We start from the raw sequence: 16,547 nt of genomic DNA, 5'->3' as shown, positions 1-16,547 counted from the left end.
GCAGGTGGTGGCGGTGAGCAGGGTGGGGATCATGATGACACCGAACCAACCGATGTATAAACGGTTGTTGGTGCTGGTGATCCACTGACAGAACTGCTCCCACAGGGAAGCGCTCTCGCGCTGTTGTAGAGTGGTGGTCATGGTTGGATGATTTCTGTATGTATTTGGTTGTCAAGGTTCTTTGTTTGACATGAGTTAATACTATCGGCTTTTTATAGTTATGTAAAGGGGTTTTAAGGAATGTTTTTTTATGAATGTCATAACTTTTACTTATATAACTGATGTTCAGGTAAACTAGAAGCAGACAAATTCTGCAAAAATAAGCGATGATACCCGAAATTACTGCAAAACTATTGGAAGCGAAGAAGGAAAAAGGCCTGAGTTTCGCTGACCTAGAAGCGATTCTAGGACGAGATGAGGTGTGGATTGCTGCTGTTTTTTACCGGCAAGCGAGCGCCTCCCTAGAAGAAGCAACGAAAATTGTGGCAGCTTTGGGACTGGGAACCGAAATCGTCGCATCCTTAACCGAGTATCCTGTCAAGGGATTGGGTCCTGTTGTCCCCACCGACCCCCTGATTTATCGTTTCTACGAGATCATGCAGGTGTATGGAATGCCACTAAAATCGGTGATTCATGAAAAATTCGGCGATGGCATTATGAGTGCGATCGATTTTACCCTCGACGTGGATAAGGAGGAAGACCCTAAAGGCGATCGCGTTAAAATTACTATGTCGGGTAAGTTTTTACCCTATAAGAAGTGGTGAGTCCGGCCAAAGTCAACGGTAAGGGATTTCTATTCCTTGCCGCTCTTGCTATTTTTCTTAACAAAACTTAACAATTGACGGCAAAATTTTGCTTGCTTTTTTTGGCAGATTTTGGGAAAATATTTTTAAAACAGTTTACTAATAATGGAAATCTTAGCACTTAACCATAAACACAACAGTCCCATTGTAAGAAAATCATAACCCAAGCCGCCGCAAAAGTCAAGGTATCTCTCCTAATTATGCTGTGAAACTTCTAATTCCTTGAGCGGTGAGGGTTTGGGGAATTATGAATTATGAATTATGAATTGGGGAGTGGGAAGACAGTAAACTGATAACTGCCAATTCAGACTTCAATTGGCGATGTTATATTGAACATTTTCAAGAAGAAGGCGCACCGCAAAGCGTATCTCTGCGAGATCGCTGTTTTTTTACCGCTTATGAAACTAACATTATTGTTCCTTTAAAATCTTTGAGGATTGAGGTAGAGATGGCAGATGTTTATAACAAAGTAATCTTTAGTTAAAGCCTTAAATATGGAGCTTTTGTTATCATTAGAATACATAAATATTCGTCATAAAAAAATTAGCGTAGGCAATGATTAATAGAAAAACTGAATATTTGTGCAAGTTGTGGTAAACAAGTTACCTCCGCTATTCGGCGAAGATTAACCATAACGATAGCTCCAAAAAACATTATATTAACAAGAAATGGTGAATAGGGAACTCCGAAATATGAAGAAGCACCAGATAAAAAAAGATGTGCCACAAAATATGATACTATAACAAGCAATAAATCAGTTAAAATTGCAGATATATCTAAACTTAAGCCTAGTACAGGTGTTATAGCATAACTTAGAATAGTCAAGCTAGTACCTACTATAAATAGTAGGGATATTGCTCCAGCATCTTGTGCAAAAAATCCCCAAAATCCCAAATAAATCGCCATCAATGAAAACCCAACAGAGACAGCTTTTACGATCCCATCGTAAACATTTCCCAAAGCATTTCCCCAATCCATAAAAAATTCTCCAGCTAAGTTTGTAAATCTCTAAAGTCATGAAAGTATCAGCAAGATTGAGTAAATCTTAAAAATCTATATTATTTAGCGACCAAACATTTCAAGCAATTGCTCGAAAGTACCACAACTCTTAACTACTTCTGAGTCAAGGATTCCGACCATAAAAAATCCCGAAATTACAAAAACGAGAAGACCCTCTTGAAAATTACTGGTAGGCGCTATACTTGGTAACATTCCGAAAGCCAATAATGCAATGTCTCTGGCCAAAGTCATCAGAAGTTGTTCCTGTGATGATTGGTTTAAAAACATCTGTAAAAGAAACTGAAAAAATATTACTATAAGTATATGCCAATTTAGAAAGACTTGGGCAACTAATTCACGTGCAAATAACCCAACAACAGCAAGTAATACACCATAGAAGAAAAAGAAATATGAAATTAAACAACTCAAGTAATGAGGCATTATTAGCAAACGATTTGCCAAATCCATAAAAAATTCTCCAGCTAACTTTACCAATTTATGAAATTATCAAAGTATCAAAAAGGTTGGGTAAATTTTGACAATTTGTGCACTCGATTTACTCACCGAATAATTGACCATGTACAGCATTTACAAACGCTTCTGCTTCTGATTTTTGCCATGGCAATCCAGTGACAGGAGTTGCTGTTCCTCCGGCCGTAACCACACTTACCGTTGGAGATCCCCACATCAATAGAACACCAAAAATCAAGGGAATAATACCCACTACTACAGTTATCAAGACAATTCCTAAAACAACAAGGAATAGTCCCCCAACAACTTTCCTATCCATTTCATATCGAACTGAAACAACTTGCTTGAGAGGAACATCTTCTCTTCGTCCACCACTAAACCAGCTTTTCTTCGCCATATAGGTAAGTCTTTTGTTCGTTACAATACCAAAACAGTTGTCAACTAAGACATTTTCTTTAGAACTTGATGTCATTTTTTCCTCCTCATTTGATTTGTGTAATGGTTGATCGTGTGACCTGGACTGCATTGCCTAAACTGGCTTTAGGCATCCTGACTGTGATATACTAGAATCTGTACTATCACACATTTTCTTTAGATTGCCTAAATAAAGCCTGGAAACTGCTTAATTACTTAGGATACATCGTAGTCTTGAGTTTAGTCAGTCGGAAAAGTCGGAACTTACAGCCAAACAATTGATCTGAAATATCGGAAATATCAGCTAAAATAAGTAAAAAACTTACCTAATCTATAGTCCATGTTTCAAGCTAATCTATCTAATACGGTGTTAAATCTCTTAGATGAGTTGGTTTTTGCCAAAACAGATCAACATCTAGACTATCTTCAAAAAACTATCTTGCAAGGGACCTTAGAAGGTTACAAATACTCAGAAGTTGCCAAAGAATCTCATCTTAGTGAAGGTCATATTCGAGATAGTGCTTCAGAATTATGGAAAATTTTGTCAGAAGTTTTAGGGGAAGATATTACTAAATCAAATATTAGAGCAGTTTTAAAGAAATCTCAGTTCTATAATCATATTTCATCAGGTAGAGATTTTGTTTCTCTTAATAATGTCAATCTCTGTACTTCTAATCTATCTGCGTCTAATGGCAATAACCACCAATCTCAACCTGACAATAATCGTACCTATTTAGATTTAGGTCATATTCCTGAAATAACTCAATTTTATGGAAGAATTACCGAATTAAATAACCTGCAAACTTGTATAGTTGCGGACAAATACCGCTTGGTTAATGTGTTAGGTTTAAAAGAAATTGGTAAAACCACACTTTCTCTGAAACTGGTTGATAAAATCAAAGATAATTTTAACTATGTTATTCGCAGAAGTTTGTATTTTTGTCCAAAACTAGATGAACTTTTAAGTTAAATTTTACAATCTATCAATCCTCAATTGAAGCTCTCTCAAAGTCTTGACAAGAAATTAAATTTATTCTTAGAGTTAATAAAAAGCCATCGCTGTTTGATTATTCTTGATGATTTACAAAGTCTATTTGATTCTAAAAAACTAGCAGGTAATTATCAAAAAGAGTACCAAGATTATCAACTATTGTTTAAAAGCATTGCTGAAGTCAATCATCAAAGCTGTTTACTGTTGTTGAGTCAAGAAAAACCTATTGATACGACTTTTTTGGTGCAGAAAAATAAATTCATTAAAACATTAATCATAGAAGGTTTAGGAGAAGATGCCATAGAAATTTTGCGCCATCATAATCTATTAAATGAAGACAGTTGGGAAGCCTTAATTAAATGTTATCAAGGTCATCCTCTTTGGTTAGAATTAGTTGCTAGTTTTATTCAAGAGACATTTTTAGGTAAGGTTGCTGACTTTTTGGAGATTAAATACCCGATTGCCGAAGAAACTTTAGAGCAGACTTTATTAAGTATTTTGCAAAGTTTAACAGAATCAGAGAAACTAATGCTAACAGAATTAGCAAATTTTAATCAACCTATTTCTATTAAAGAAATGATCGACCAAACTTCTCTAGCTTATACAGATTCTTTGAAAGTAATTCAATCTCTAATCAGACGAATAATAGTGGCAAAAGATGAAAACGCTCTATTATGTTTGAATCCTGTTTTTAAAGCTTATGTAATTAATCATCAAATCTAGGGCTGAGTCGAAAATTTTATCGCAATCATAATAGTTTACGAAATTCTACGACTGTCAAATAGTTACACCTGCATTTTAATTTCAGGAATTTCCCCATCTTGCCAGCGTTTTTCCAAGGCTGCAAGATACTCATTGCATCTTGTATATTAGTTAATGCCTCTTCCTCAGTATATCCCCCAGACCAACAACCGGGGAGCAAAGGAGCGCCAACAGTAATTCCTTTTTCAGAACGATAAAGGACAATTTTATATTTCATCACAGTAGGGATCACAATTTATCTATAAAGCCATGATATAAACCAATCAAAAAACGACTTTAATGTCTTGAGTATCCCATCAGGCCAGTGTTCTCTTTCTGGTATTGAATCTTCACTATCACCACACTGTTGAACAAGTTTAGCGCCTGTCTCTCTCCCTTGTTGAGATACATATAAATCTCGTCTATCTACAGCTTCTATAATTTTATCTTTATCTGATTTTGGTAAATCTTTCCAACCAGATTCACAATAAGAATCTGGATGTGTTTCATAGGCAAACTTACGAAACTCATCAGATTGAAGCTCTAATTTTGCAAATAATTCAGGATCGGCTTTTAACTTATTTTCCATTTTCTGCTGTAAAGATTTCCCGACATTTTTTAGAAATTCTTGCCCTTTTTTAGTCAAATTAGGATAAGTTTCATTCATAAATCTAGTCAAGTATTTATGTCCAAACTCTAAGTAATAATCTGGTGGTTGCTGGCCAGGATTTCTTTTCATAAAATCGTCGTAGCGAAATTGATAGTAATCTATATTCCCCAATGAGTCTGGTGGATAAGGAGTAGGAATAATAGAACCATAATCAGCGCAATTTGTTGAACTTTTTTCTTCAAAAATATCAATACATTCAGGCATGACCCATCCTTGTAGTTTAGTATCTTGATCAAATACCAAATACCAAAGATGATCTGCTTCATCTGTAACCCAGGCAAACTTTCCTGTAGGTGGAATCCGAACAACGTCAATATTATAGCGGTAAGCGCTTGAGTGAGATACAGACCAAGCTTTGCCTAGCATGGTTTATAGCTCGTGACACTGTACCTCATACGACTGCACACCGCTATAGTACCTGATTTCAAACAATGAATAATCTTGGCATTTATTGATGGTTGCGTTCGGAAATTAACACAACTACTACCTCTTACTTTATGAGAAGAAGTTTCACCATCAAATTTTTGAGCTAAAACTGGTAAAATTACATTTACGTTAAGATAAGCCGTTAACAATCCTAACATAATATTGAGATTTAAAATAGATATTTTAATCATAATATAACTCTCCGATTCAAAAATTTAAATTTTCAGGGTTTCCATAAATTGACAGGATTATCAACTAGAAACAGAGTAACCATTCAGGGGGAGCAGGAAAAAAACTGATAGCTGCCTCCCGTCTCCTGTCTCCTGAACTGATTAACCTAAATCTCGGTCTTTAGTGACGGTAATTTCCTTAGATAAGTGTCGATACCAAGTAAAATAGAGACCGATAGAAAGCAAAAGAAAAACCAAAGCCAAAATCTTCAAACTTTGCCACTGCTTGATGATTAAAACAATCCCCATCATAAAGAGGACTAATTGCCAAGGAACGGTGAGAAAAGCGGCGATGATATCCCGTTGATTTTCCGCTTTAATTTTTGCCTGTAGGTTAGGTTTAACACTTTGACGGACTTCTCCCCAAAAGCCAAAAGGTCGGGTAACATTATAGAAATTTTCCATAACTAAAATATCGGTGGGAGGAGTTAACAAAGTAGCGATAATACAGCCAGCTAAAGCGAACAAACTCGGCACAAGAAAGAGAATAAGTTCCTGATATTGACTGTGACGAAAGAAAGGTAAAATTATCACTTGTGAGGCAATAGCCGCAATCATTCCCGCTAAAGTTCCCACGGCAAAACCATAACCATTAAAGCGCCACCAATACCAACGTAATAGGAGAGGAACTGCTAATCCCACCCCTAATCCCGTGGTTAACCAACCCCAAATATCATTGACATTTTGGATATTAAAACTCAAAACTAAGCCAATTACGACCACAAAAACCGAGGCCAGACGACCTTGAAAAACTAACTCCTGTTCTCCCGCATTTGGTTTCAAAAAAGCTTGATAGATATCTTTGACCCAATAGGCAGCACTAGCGTTAATAACTGCGTTAAAAGTGGACATAGCTGCCGCTAAAAAAGCAGCAATTAATAACCCTTTCATCCCCACGGGAACGTATTGAGTAATCACCGTGGCCAGAATTCTTTCCGGATCTGTAATCGTGCCTTTAGTTAAACCGTAGTGAATACCTAAAACCGCAAAAGCTGTGACTAGCGGCCAACGGAAAGAAAGCAAAATAATCCAGAATAAAGATAATAAACCGGCATCTCGATCGCTTTTGGCGGCTAGGTATCGTTGTAACATATAACCACCGCTGCCGCTGCAACCTTCGATGATGGTTTTAACTAAATAAAAGAAAATCACCCCACCAAACAAATTAAAGATGGCATAATCTCCGGGTAAATCCAAAGTCAGGGAGGGAAAAATACTAGCCCAGTCGCTTAAATTCCAAGTTTTTGGCTCCGCTGCCCCCGGAATTGCTACCGTGAAACTATCGGGAAGATTGACAGTAAAAAAGGCCACTGTCGATACATAAATTACCGCCACAAAAATCAGAAATCCTTGAAATAAATCGGTAATTACCCCACCATAAAAACCACTGGCCACCGTATAAATTAACGTTAAAAGAATTAATATCACCGAAGCAAGACGATCATCCATGCCCAGAAACTGCCCTAAAAATTTCCCCCCCGCAACGGAGAAATAACTCATCGCACCGATAGAGAATAAGAGAGTGGCGACGGCGCTAATAATTCGGGCAAAATTCCCCTGTTTTCCAGTTCCAAAGCGAAATTGCATCCATTCCGCCATGGTCATAACTTGGGCGCGGCGATTCCATTTGCCCATAAAAGCCATGAGAAAGGCCATAATTAGGACAACACCGCCGCGGATTTCGATAAATAATCCTTTGGGGCCGACGGCGTAAATTAGGGCAGAAATGACCATAGTTCCCGCTAAATCGGTGTTAGCCGCCATTCCCGACACCCCTAACATCCACCAGGGCAAATTGCGATTACCTAAAAAGTAGGATTCTAGACCTTGAGAAGCTTTTTTCTCGGCTATAATCCCGATTATTAGGGTTGCTGCCAGATACAGCAGCACAATTACATAATCAATTAACTGCATAGTTGAGATCAATTTAACTTTCGATCGTTATAGCATCAATTGACTACGATTTCTGGCTAACGGTTTCTTTTTCTAAGATTTGCACCCGTTGCTCTAGCTTTTTTAAATCTTCCTTTATTTCAATTACTAAAGTAGCTAAACGCTGGAACAGTGGGTCACTTTCCCCGACTACTTCCCCATTTACTATACCTGTTCCCGATCGCCGTTGGGGAATCGGAGCGGCATTTTCCCCGCGGATGGATATTCCTCGAATCTGACTTTCAAGGCGCTCGACTCGATTGCGGAGACTAATTAACTCCGATCTTACCGCCGTATCCGATTGTGCTTTGCTGGCATTAACAAAACTCAGTATTAGCAAAAGGGAGATAATCAGAGTTAAAAAGCCATAAAAAGAGATTTTAGCTAATTTCATCGATTTTACCTCCTATCTATCTTACCCAACTTAATAGACCTCCTGCAAAAGTAAGTTATCGAGCCGCTATCGGGTCAAAATACCCAAAAAAATAGATAAATTTGACATAATCTTAGGTTTTATGAATTGCATAGTTGTCTATTGTCTTTTTTCTCCTCCTGGCGACCGTCTCCTATCTCAGAGTCTCCTCACCTAACGGAAGATTTTTGATTTTTGCAGGAGATCTAATGTTAAGAAACGTGGCTAAATCTAAAGCTTAATTGCAATTCCGCCCCCGGGTGATTAGTTGCTCAAAAGAGGATGATAAGGTAAAAAACACGATTTTGTCGAAATTTGGCCTTATCTCTATGTATAAAAACTCGGATAAAGATTTTCTCGGAGCGGCAATCACAGCCGGTTTAGGTGCGGGAATCGTCACTTCTTTTGCTGTCAATCAAGGACAAGACATCGGTACAGCTTTAGGAATTACCGCTTTAGCGGCTCTTTGCGGTGTCGTCTGCCGTCATTTTGACCTAATGTGATGCAATCTTCCTCACACATCCAATTCTGCCGAAAAATCCCGTTTTTTCTCGTATTGATAGGGGCCGAGCAGAGCGCCCCAAATTCCCTTACCAGTGCCGGGATCTAGGCCTTTATCGTAGGTTTTTAGGCTATGACTCGTCACCTCGAAACCTAAAGCCACCTGATAGGTTGTACCCTCATAGGTGAATTGACAGCGCTGTTCCGGTTGCGGTTGGGCGATAAACTGGTATTGATTATCAGCGAGAGTATTGACTTTGACCGCTAAAGTGCAACTAGGCAGGAAAGTTAGGTCTTCTAAGCTAATTTTTCGCAAAATATCGGGATTTTTGCCCGCACCTTGCACGGATTTCAGGTCATTAAACATATAATGCCTAACCTCTAACCCTGCCGATTCCGAGCGCATTAATCGCCACAGTCGCGGTCGGTAGGGTTGGTCTAAATTGATTATACTGGCCTGTTCGGCAAAAAGAGCGATGCTGTCTTCCCGAAATAAAGGCAGCGGACGCAACCATAAACGCAGGTGAACGTACCACACCGGTTCCGCTTGTGCTTGCCGTTGATTTTCAAATTCACCTGCGAGATACCGACCGAAAGTGATTAATTCAGGGGTCATAGGTCAAAAAATTCTCCTTATTGCCTCAAAATTAATCCTAACACCCATAGAACTCACCTTTTTTGACAAAAATGACCTTCAGGCTACCAGAACCCGCTTAAACCCGCCTATTCCTCCTTTAGTGTACCAATATTCCCAGCGACCGCCAGCAGCACTAGACCAATCCTTGAGGTCAAATTCACCTCTGCCGGAGGGAGTTCCTGCGATGCGATAGACTTTCACCGCTTGACCGTTATTATTCCAGATTAAAGGCCGATCCGGCTCCATCTGTTCGGGTAGAGTCCCGTTAGTTTGCAGAAAATAGGCATCTTGTCCTTTATCGGTGCCGTTGCCGTAGACTTTGGCGATACCATGGTCATCGATCGCCAGAAAAGCACCTTCTTCTAAACCGATAGCGTAGGCGGGCAGTTGATTGTGATTATCGTGTACATTGCGGGCTAAAAAACCAAAAAGGCGACCATATCTTGTTTCGGGATGATCTTGATTGAGTCGATCCAAATGGGTATCTGTCACCACTTTTTTGAGAAAAGGAACCCGAATAAAATCACTCCGATAGAAGTCTTTAGTGTTGAAGTGAAAGGGATTATTTAATATTTCCGAACTCAGTACCCCTTCGTGAGTGGGCGCATAGTAAAAATCACCCAGAATAGCCATTCCTGCGCTGGTTCCCGCCACGGGAACTTTTTTCTCATTGATCAGATAATTGATCGCTGTTTCCACCTTTGTGCTTTCCCACAAATCCTCGTACTGATTTTGATCACCACCGGCAAAAAAAAGAATATCGGCATTACGAATATATTCGATAACATCAGGATTATTCGCCGCTTCACGACTATCAATTGATAGTTCCGCCGCCGAGCCGATCAGGGAGCGGTAATTGTCGCAAATCCAATCAGCTTGACCGCCAAGATTGCCAAAGCGCAACACTAAGTAATTACCGCCTTTAGCCCGATTCAATAACCATGTGGTCGCCTGATCTTCTCCTAATTTACCTCCTTCCGCTCCCCCGATTAATAAAATACCCGATTGATGTTTTACCGACTGAAAATTGGCTTGTCCACAACGACAAGAATAACGAAAATCTTGGTCATTGTCATTATTGTCTAACATAGTCTTATACCCTCGCTCCTTAGCTTACTCTTTCTATCCTAGCTTTAACTAGGACAAAATCAGAGTTTTCTACCATAAAAGTTAACAACAAAGCCGATCTATAGCTGAAATCGGTAGCGGCAAAACTCCCTAGTTTACATTCTGTTAAAAATCGTCCTATAATAATTTAAGGCTAGAAACTGGCAATTATTACTGTTGAAGTTGAAAATCGGCGGGCGATATGTTAAACAGACGTTCTTTTTTGCAAGGATTAGGTACAATCGCCTTAGCGGGAGGTTTAAGTGGCTGCGCTTCTGGAAGCGGCGAGCCGAGCATTTTTCTCCTATCTGGTTCGATTCCGCCGCGATTACTAACAGATTTTCGGAAAACTATTGCCGGAAAAAAAGTCAATTTTCAGTCGGAAAGGCAGCTGAAAGAGCTATTAAAATTGTTGGAAAAATGGTTAAAAAATCAGGAGCAACCAGCCTCACAATTTTCGATTTCTATTCCTTTTAGGGAACAAAACACAGCGATCGGTAATTTAGTCACCCTAGGGGATGCTTGGCTAGGAAAAGCGATTACCAACGGCTTAATTCAACCCCTAGATACTTCTCAACTCTCTAATTGGTCAAAACTGCCCCCCCGTTGGCAAGAAAACATGACTCGCAATGCCCAAGGACAACCGCAAACAGAGGGAAAAGTCTGGGGTGCGCCCTACCGTTGGGGAATGACAGTAATTGCCTATAATGAGGAAAAATTCGCTCAATTTGACTGGCGGCCACAGGATTGGTCCGATCTATGGCGACCGGAATTAACCGGTAAAATTGCCCTAATTGATAATCATCGCGAAGTCATCGGTTTAACCCTAAAAAAATTGGGTTATTCTTATAATTCTAGTGATTTAAAGCAAGTTACGGCACTTAAAAACCAGCTATTCGCTTTACAAAAACAGGTAAAATTTTATAGTTATCAATATTATTTACAACCCCTGATACTCGGTGATGTCTGGCTATCTGTGGGTTGGTCTAATGATATTTTACCAGTGAGTGATCGCTATAATAAAATTAAAGTTGTTGTCCCCAAATCCGGTACTTCTCTCTGGTCAGATGTGTGGGTAAAACCAGTTTTAACTACTCCTAATTCTCTTGTCCAGCAATGGATTGATTTTTGTTGGCAACCAGAATCCGCTACTAAAATTTCTTTATTTACCTCCGGATTATCACCCCTAATTCTCACTCAAAATCCCGACCAAATTCCCCCAGATATTAAAAATAATCCTTTACTTGTCAATCCAGAAGCGATCAAAAAAAGCGATTTTTTAAACCCTTTATCGCCAGCAACCGAGCAAGAATACGAGCAATTGTGGCAAGCAATGCGACAGTTAGTATAGTCAGGAGATACTAGACAAAATTCTGCACTGATTCTAACTGCTCACTGCTCACTGATAACTGATAACTGATAACTGATAACTGATTAAGCGGTTTGACTTTGGGTTTCTTGGGCGAGAAAAGTAAGGATAGAAGCTTTCTCAATTAACCCCAAAACCGTGCCGTTTTCTTCTACCACTGTCACTTGAGATAAATTTTCGCCTTCCAAAATTTTCACCACATCTAAGAGGGAAGTATTAGACAAAACCAGTTTGAGACTTTCGCTAGTTTGTAATAACCGGCCGATATTTACCTCTGTCCATTGGGAAGTGGGAATCGTTTTCAGATCCTCTACATTAATCACTCCTAATAGTTTACCTTCGCTATCGTTAACTAGGAATTTAGACCATTGTTGTTTACCGATAACATAATTATTAGCAAACTCGCGCAGGGTTAAATTAATCGGCACTACAGGACTATTAGGAGAGATAACATCTTTAGCGGTGTAGCGACTTAGGAAATCTTGAACCTTAGCTGATTGAGCGGAAAAGCCAGCATTTTGTAGAAGGAAAAAGCCAATTAATAGCGTCCAAGCACTGCCAAATTGACTGATTCCGAGAATTGATAGCGCACCGATGACAATCGCTAACCAACCAAAAAATTGACCGAAACGACTAGCGAATAAAACCCCTTTATTGGGATTACCCGTTACTTGCCAGACGATGGCTTTAAGGATATTACCACCATCTAAAGGTAAACCGGGGATCAGGTTAAATAACCCTAGGGCGAGGTTGATATAGGCCAGGAGAGAAAGAATCGCCGCCAGGGGCGCGCTTAAACTAATATTGGAACCAATAATTAGGAAGATACCGAAGAGCAGTAAACTAACTAAAGGGCCAGCAATTGCTACTAGAAAAGCTTCTAGAGGAGTTTTCGATTCTCTGCCGAGAGTTGCCAACCCACCGAATAAAAAGAGGGTAATTGATTTGACTTCAATACCTTGGGCGATGGCAACAAAACTATGACCTAATTCGTGGGCAACCACGGAGGCAAATAGGAGAATAGCGGCAAAAAATCCTAATAGCCAGGGCATGATTCCCGTTAACTGGGGAAACTGACTTAAATCTCCCCCATAGGTTAAGGTAATTAACCCCAGAACGAAGAACCAAGAAGGATTAATATAAAAGGGAATTCCAAAGAGATTCCCGACTCTAATGTTGCCATTCATTTTGTATCTTCTCCAATTATTGGGGACTAACGCCAAGAAGATTAGGTTATCAATTACGCCATTCACTTCTGTTAACAATTGTAACAAAAATGAAAATCTCCCCGGCATTCCTTCAGGGAGTAAAAACCGTCATCCCTGTGGTTCGGTTATTTTCGTAGGAGAATTAAATCAATGATTAATTATTTACGGGGACAAGCGATCGAGGTGCTCAAAACCCCTAATAACCGACTGATCTTGATTTTAGACGTAAACCAGATCGGTTACGAAATCCAAATTCCCTCGCGATTAGCCCTAGACATCGGCAACGATAACAATGATAGTTGTCAGATTTTTACTCACCTACTCCTTCGCGAGGAGCAGCCTTTATTGTACGGTTTCGGCACCGCCCCAGAGCGAGATCTGTTTCGTCAACTGCTTTCCGTCAATGGAGTTGGAGCGCAATTAGCCCTAGCTTTAATCGATACCTTGGGGATTGAGGAACTTGTGGTGGCGATAGTGACAGGAAATACCAAAATTTTGAGCAAAACCCCCGGAGTCGGCTTAAAAACAGCAGAGAGAATCGCTTTAGAGTTAAAAACTAAATTGGCAGCATGGCGACAACTAAGAGAAGCGACGACGACAACCACGGCAATACTACCGGCAGCGGAAATCCTTGAAGATGTGCAGATGACCCTTTTAGCTTTAGGATACAGCCGGGAGGAGATCGATCGAGCTATCGCAGTCCTCAGTCAAGATGCTTTATTTAGTAAAAATACTCAGCCAGAAGACTGGATTAAAGGGGCCATTAATTGGCTAGGCTAAATCAGTCGTCAGGAGGCAGGAGACAGGAGACAGGAGTCAGGAGGCGGTCGGCAGGAGGCGGTCGGCAGGAGGCAGAAGGCAGTTTCATTTATTCTCCCCACACCCCACACCCCACACCCCACTCCCCACACCCCACTCCCCCACACCCCACTCTGGTGCTTCCTTCTTCGGGCAAATGTTAAAAAGTATTACGAAAATAGTGAGAAGGTGAACCAGATGCCGCAAAATAGTTGCGTTAGGTCGCTCTAGCTAGGGAAGTCTTGAGACGCTGAGGCGGAAACGAGATAACTTGAGCCTAGTGACCACAACTGCTATAAAATGTCAGATTAAGTTTATTAATCTCACTTAGTTGGGAGGAATCCATCAATGAGTATCGTCACGAAATCGATCGTGAATGCTGATGCTGAAGCTCGTTACCTCAGCCCCGGCGAACTAGACAGAATTAAAGCCTTCGTTGGCAGTGGTGCCGCTCGTTTACGCATCGCCGAAACCCTGACCGGCGCTCGCGAAACCATCGTCAAACAAGCAGGCGATCGCTTATTCCAAAAACGTCCTGACATCGTTTCCCCCGGTGGCAACGCTTACGGCGAAGAAATGACCGCCACCTGTCTGCGTGACATGGACTACTACCTACGTTTAATCACCTACGGAGTAGTTGCTGGTGATGTCACCCCGATTGAAGAAATCGGTTTAGTCGGTGTGCGTGAAATGTACAAATCTTTAGGAACCGACATCGGTGCCGTAGCTCAAAGCGTTCGCGAAATGAAAGAAGTTGCTACTGGTCTTATGTCTTCTGACGATGCTTCTGAAGCTTCTTCCTATTTCGATTACGTGATCGGCTCTATGTCCTAGAATAACTCCTTTGTGAATTGTTCTAGACACACCCCTCGTAAACCTCTTAAGATTAAGCAAAACCCAAGGAAGAACCACCATGCAAGACGCAATTACTTCTGTTATCAACTCTTCTGACGTTCAAGGCAAATACCTTGACGCTTCTGCTCTCGGCAAACTGAAAGGCTACTTCGCCACCGGTGAACTGCGCGTGCGCGCCGCTAGTGTCATTAGCGCTAACGCTGCTGGTATCGTTAAAGAAGCTGTGGCGAAGTCCCTGTTATACTCTGACGTAACCCGTCCCGGTGGCAATATGTACACCACCCGTCGTTACGCCGCTTGTATCCGTGACCTCGACTACTATCTCCGTTATGCTACCTACGCTATGTTAGCTGGAGATCCTTCTATCCTCGACGAGCGCGTTCTCAACGGACTGAAAGAAACCTACAACTCTTTAGGTGTACCCATCTCCTCCACCGTTCAAGCTATCCAAGCGATGAAAGAAGTCACCGCTAGTTTAGTTGGTGCTGATGCGGGTAAAGAAATGGGGATTTACTTCGACTACATTAGCTCTGGCTTAAGCTAGAAATAACGAACTCGGACAAAATAGGGTTCGGGAAGCCGAGGATGAGTGCTAGGTCTTTAAAGGCTGAATCTGTCCAAGATAGGTTTTGACGAGCTAGTATTGATCCTTGACTCCCGACCTTTGTTATCGAAAATTTGGGTTGAAAACCCTGCCCCTTTTAGGGCGGCTTTGTGTTAAAATCTTACTGGTCTAAAAAACCCGCCCTATCATAGATACGACCGAATAAATATACTAGGTTGAAATTCCTGCAACGGGTTGACGATGAGTAAGGGGAAGCTGACGGCCGCTGGGAACTCCATGCTAGAGGCAAAACATACCCTGTGTCGGTATGTATAAACCAAAATTAAATCAGTCGCCGAAGGGCATTCGGAGACTTTAAATGGACGGGTCGAAAGTGTCAGACTTAAGCAATTAAGCGTTTTTCGGTGAAGCGTCAACCCCATTGACGCGACCACCCTAAAAAGGTGGCGTGGTGAGGAATCACCGTCCGTTTACGGCGGTGAGGATGTCAATTTAGGAAAAAGCCTTCGTTAGTTTGAGCGACAAGTTTTTCAGCGATTAGGAGAAATCAATCCATGCGGATGTTCAAAATCACCGCTTGTGTTCCAAGTCAAAGCCGCATTCGGACACAACGGGAATTACAAAATACCTATTTCACCAAACTCGTTCCCTACGATAATTGGTTTCGTGAGCAACAACGCATCATGAAAATGGGCGGCAAAATTGTCAAAGTGCAGTTAGCTACCGGCAAACCTGGAACTAATACAGGTTTACTGTAATTGGCTGCCACTAGAACTTAAAAAAAGAGGTCTGGAAAGACCTCTTTTTGCTTTAGGGATTTTTTTCAAACTGCAAAGCGGCAGAGTTGAGACAATAGCGTTTTCCCGTCGGGGGTGGACCATCATTAAAAACGTGACCGAGATGAGCATCACAGGCGGCACAAACAATCTCTGTCCGCACCATGAAAAAACTAACATCTCGTTCGTACTTAATATTAGCCTCGTTAGTAGCGGTCCAGAAACTCGGCCAACCAGTACCCGAATCATACTTGCTGTCAGAAGTAAATAACTCCGTACCACAGCAGACACATTTGTAAATACCTTTTTCTTTATTATCGTGATATTTACCCGTAAAAGCCCGTTCTGTTCCCTTTTTGCGAGTAACTTGGAACTGTTCGGGAGTTAGCTGGTCCTGCCATTCCGCCTCGGTTTTACGAACTTTTTCTACCATAGTCATGACAACCGCCATTATGATTAAATTTCTCTTTTTAGTCTAACCTGAGTTCGAGATCTAGGGTTTTTCATAACCTCAGCTTATCAATGGTATAAGTAACAATATCGTCAAACCCCTTTACAAACCGATACAAAGTCTCTAAGATAGAGACATCATCAATCGTACCTCGATAACTTAATAGGAATCATAAACCAATGACCACCACT

At 40.8% G+C, this 16,547-nt stretch carries 19 protein-coding genes and 1 pseudogene; 9 read left to right on the top strand and 11 right to left on the bottom strand.

What is annotated here, in order from left to right; all coding sequences use genetic code 11:
• A pseudogene (locus IM477_RS01975) lies at positions 1-141 on the bottom strand (photosystem II q(b) protein); the annotation flags it as partial.
• A gap of 185 nt (positions 142-326) precedes the next feature.
• On the opposite strand from IM477_RS01975, the gene cynS reads away from it, so the two are divergent.
• Positions 327-764 carry a cyanase gene (gene cynS, locus IM477_RS01970; protein WP_012264521.1) on the top strand — a complete coding sequence of 146 codons (438 nt, stop codon included), beginning with the start codon at positions 327-329 and terminating at the stop codon, positions 762-764.
• A 582-nt stretch (positions 765-1,346) separates the two neighbouring features.
• Here the strand turns inward: cynS and IM477_RS01965 are convergent.
• From IM477_RS01965 to IM477_RS01955, 3 genes are all read right to left on the bottom strand, one after another.
• Complete coding sequence (locus tag IM477_RS01965; RefSeq protein WP_044033973.1) at positions 1,347-1,781, bottom strand: hypothetical protein; 435 nt, start codon at positions 1,779-1,781, stop codon at positions 1,347-1,349.
• An 84-nt stretch (positions 1,782-1,865) separates the two neighbouring features.
• Entirely contained in the window at positions 1,866-2,270 is a 405-nt protein-coding gene (locus tag IM477_RS01960; protein ID WP_043999989.1) for a hypothetical protein, read from the bottom strand.
• Between the two features lie 88 nt (positions 2,271-2,358).
• A complete protein-coding gene (locus tag IM477_RS01955) occupies positions 2,359-2,745 on the bottom strand; it encodes a hypothetical protein (RefSeq protein WP_043999243.1) in 387 nt (128 codons plus the stop codon).
• A gap of 282 nt (positions 2,746-3,027) precedes the next feature.
• On the opposite strand from IM477_RS01955, the gene IM477_RS01950 reads away from it, so the two are divergent.
• Both IM477_RS01950 and IM477_RS01945 read left to right on the top strand, forming a co-directional pair.
• Complete coding sequence (locus IM477_RS01950; RefSeq protein ID WP_287730341.1) at positions 3,028-3,657, top strand: helix-turn-helix domain-containing protein; 630 nt, start codon at positions 3,028-3,030, stop codon at positions 3,655-3,657.
• A 24-nt stretch (positions 3,658-3,681) separates the two neighbouring features.
• On the top strand, positions 3,682-4,401 hold the full coding sequence (locus tag IM477_RS01945) for a hypothetical protein (RefSeq protein ID WP_287730339.1): 720 nt from the start codon (positions 3,682-3,684) through the stop codon (positions 4,399-4,401).
• Between the two features lie 274 nt (positions 4,402-4,675).
• Here the strand turns inward: IM477_RS01945 and IM477_RS01940 are convergent, their stop codons facing one another.
• From IM477_RS01940 to IM477_RS01930, 3 genes are all read right to left on the bottom strand, one after another.
• Entirely contained in the window at positions 4,676-5,455 is a 780-nt protein-coding gene (locus IM477_RS01940; RefSeq protein WP_287730337.1) for an SH3 domain-containing protein, read from the bottom strand.
• A gap of 392 nt (positions 5,456-5,847) precedes the next feature.
• A complete protein-coding gene (locus IM477_RS01935) occupies positions 5,848-7,659 on the bottom strand; it encodes a sodium:solute symporter family protein (RefSeq protein WP_287730335.1) in 1,812 nt (603 codons plus the stop codon).
• A 43-nt stretch (positions 7,660-7,702) separates the two neighbouring features.
• The gene (locus IM477_RS01930) at positions 7,703-8,071 is read right to left on the bottom strand and encodes a hypothetical protein (RefSeq protein ID WP_002758318.1); all 369 of its coding nucleotides are present in this window, start codon (positions 8,069-8,071) and stop codon (positions 7,703-7,705) included.
• 347 nt (positions 8,072-8,418) lie between these two features.
• On the opposite strand from IM477_RS01930, the gene IM477_RS01925 reads away from it, so the two are divergent.
• On the top strand, positions 8,419-8,592 hold the full coding sequence (locus tag IM477_RS01925) for a hypothetical protein (RefSeq protein ID WP_172970560.1): 174 nt from the start codon (positions 8,419-8,421) through the stop codon (positions 8,590-8,592).
• Between the two features lie 11 nt (positions 8,593-8,603).
• On the opposite strand, the gene IM477_RS01920 is transcribed toward IM477_RS01925, so the two are convergent.
• On the bottom strand, positions 8,604-9,206 hold the full coding sequence (locus IM477_RS01920; protein WP_287730333.1) for a chromophore lyase CpcT/CpeT: 603 nt from the start codon (positions 9,204-9,206) through the stop codon (positions 8,604-8,606).
• Between the two features lie 78 nt (positions 9,207-9,284).
• The gene (locus IM477_RS01915; protein WP_287730331.1) at positions 9,285-10,316 is read right to left on the bottom strand and encodes a cyanophycinase; all 1,032 of its coding nucleotides are present in this window, start codon (positions 10,314-10,316) and stop codon (positions 9,285-9,287) included.
• A 220-nt stretch (positions 10,317-10,536) separates the two neighbouring features.
• On the opposite strand from IM477_RS01915, the gene IM477_RS01910 reads away from it, so the two are divergent.
• Positions 10,537-11,685 carry a substrate-binding domain-containing protein gene (locus tag IM477_RS01910; RefSeq protein ID WP_287730329.1) on the top strand — a complete coding sequence of 383 codons (1,149 nt, stop codon included), beginning with the start codon at positions 10,537-10,539 and terminating at the stop codon, positions 11,683-11,685.
• 83 nt (positions 11,686-11,768) lie between these two features.
• Here IM477_RS01910 and IM477_RS01905 read toward each other — a convergent pair whose 3' ends face one another.
• Entirely contained in the window at positions 11,769-12,998 is a 1,230-nt protein-coding gene (locus IM477_RS01905) for a site-2 protease family protein (RefSeq protein WP_287730327.1), read from the bottom strand.
• 63 nt (positions 12,999-13,061) lie between these two features.
• On the opposite strand from IM477_RS01905, the gene ruvA reads away from it, so the two are divergent.
• The 4 genes from ruvA (at position 13,062) to IM477_RS01885 (ending at position 15,887) form a co-directional block, all read left to right on the top strand.
• Positions 13,062-13,691, top strand: coding sequence for a Holliday junction branch migration protein RuvA (gene ruvA / locus IM477_RS01900; protein WP_287674636.1), 630 nt, complete (start codon positions 13,062-13,064; stop codon positions 13,689-13,691).
• A 366-nt stretch (positions 13,692-14,057) separates the two neighbouring features.
• A complete protein-coding gene (gene apcA / locus IM477_RS01895; RefSeq protein ID WP_002739012.1) occupies positions 14,058-14,543 on the top strand; it encodes an allophycocyanin subunit alpha in 486 nt (161 codons plus the stop codon).
• A gap of 79 nt (positions 14,544-14,622) precedes the next feature.
• On the top strand, positions 14,623-15,108 hold the full coding sequence (apcB, locus tag IM477_RS01890; RefSeq protein WP_287730325.1) for an allophycocyanin subunit beta: 486 nt from the start codon (positions 14,623-14,625) through the stop codon (positions 15,106-15,108).
• A 575-nt stretch (positions 15,109-15,683) separates the two neighbouring features.
• The gene (locus IM477_RS01885) at positions 15,684-15,887 is read left to right on the top strand and encodes a phycobilisome linker polypeptide (RefSeq protein WP_002739162.1); all 204 of its coding nucleotides are present in this window, start codon (positions 15,684-15,686) and stop codon (positions 15,885-15,887) included.
• A gap of 52 nt (positions 15,888-15,939) precedes the next feature.
• Here IM477_RS01885 and msrB read toward each other — a convergent pair whose 3' ends face one another.
• A complete protein-coding gene (gene msrB, locus IM477_RS01880; protein WP_287730323.1) occupies positions 15,940-16,356 on the bottom strand; it encodes a peptide-methionine (R)-S-oxide reductase MsrB in 417 nt (138 codons plus the stop codon).
• Positions 16,357-16,547 lie beyond the last annotated feature (191 nt).

The organism is Microcystis sp. M090S1 (assembly GCF_020246295.1).
GTDB classification, from domain to species: domain Bacteria; phylum Cyanobacteriota; class Cyanobacteriia; order Cyanobacteriales; family Microcystaceae; genus Microcystis; species Microcystis aeruginosa.
Note: the sequence above shows the minus strand (reverse complement) of the source record. Positions and strands in the feature narration are given on the sequence as shown.

What these genes read in the sequence shown, in the direction of transcription:
- cynS (WP_012264521.1), top strand. Translation starts at nt 327, where the DNA reads ATGATACCCGAAATTACTGCAAAACTATTGGAAGCGAAGAAGGAAAAA.
- IM477_RS01965 (WP_044033973.1), bottom strand. Translation starts at nt 1,781, where the DNA reads ATGGATTGGGGAAATGCTTTGGGAAATGTTTACGATGGGATCGTAAAA.
- IM477_RS01960 (WP_043999989.1), bottom strand. Translation starts at nt 2,270, where the DNA reads ATGGATTTGGCAAATCGTTTGCTAATAATGCCTCATTACTTGAGTTGT.
- IM477_RS01955 (WP_043999243.1), bottom strand. Translation starts at nt 2,745, where the DNA reads ATGACATCAAGTTCTAAAGAAAATGTCTTAGTTGACAACTGTTTTGGT.
- IM477_RS01950 (WP_287730341.1), top strand. Translation starts at nt 3,028, where the DNA reads ATGTTTCAAGCTAATCTATCTAATACGGTGTTAAATCTCTTAGATGAG.
- IM477_RS01940 (WP_287730337.1), bottom strand. Translation starts at nt 5,455, where the DNA reads ATGCTAGGCAAAGCTTGGTCTGTATCTCACTCAAGCGCTTACCGCTAT.
- IM477_RS01935 (WP_287730335.1), bottom strand. Translation starts at nt 7,659, where the DNA reads ATGCAGTTAATTGATTATGTAATTGTGCTGCTGTATCTGGCAGCAACC.
- IM477_RS01930 (WP_002758318.1), bottom strand. Translation starts at nt 8,071, where the DNA reads ATGAAATTAGCTAAAATCTCTTTTTATGGCTTTTTAACTCTGATTATC.
- IM477_RS01925 (WP_172970560.1), top strand. Translation starts at nt 8,419, where the DNA reads ATGTATAAAAACTCGGATAAAGATTTTCTCGGAGCGGCAATCACAGCC.
- IM477_RS01920 (WP_287730333.1), bottom strand. Translation starts at nt 9,206, where the DNA reads ATGACCCCTGAATTAATCACTTTCGGTCGGTATCTCGCAGGTGAATTT.
- IM477_RS01915 (WP_287730331.1), bottom strand. Translation starts at nt 10,316, where the DNA reads ATGTTAGACAATAATGACAATGACCAAGATTTTCGTTATTCTTGTCGT.
- IM477_RS01910 (WP_287730329.1), top strand. Translation starts at nt 10,537, where the DNA reads ATGTTAAACAGACGTTCTTTTTTGCAAGGATTAGGTACAATCGCCTTA.
- IM477_RS01905 (WP_287730327.1), bottom strand. Translation starts at nt 12,998, where the DNA reads ATGCCGGGGAGATTTTCATTTTTGTTACAATTGTTAACAGAAGTGAAT.
- ruvA (WP_287674636.1), top strand. Translation starts at nt 13,062, where the DNA reads ATGATTAATTATTTACGGGGACAAGCGATCGAGGTGCTCAAAACCCCT.
- apcA (WP_002739012.1), top strand. Translation starts at nt 14,058, where the DNA reads ATGAGTATCGTCACGAAATCGATCGTGAATGCTGATGCTGAAGCTCGT.
- apcB (WP_287730325.1), top strand. Translation starts at nt 14,623, where the DNA reads ATGCAAGACGCAATTACTTCTGTTATCAACTCTTCTGACGTTCAAGGC.
- IM477_RS01885 (WP_002739162.1), top strand. Translation starts at nt 15,684, where the DNA reads ATGCGGATGTTCAAAATCACCGCTTGTGTTCCAAGTCAAAGCCGCATT.
- msrB (WP_287730323.1), bottom strand. Translation starts at nt 16,356, where the DNA reads ATGGCGGTTGTCATGACTATGGTAGAAAAAGTTCGTAAAACCGAGGCG.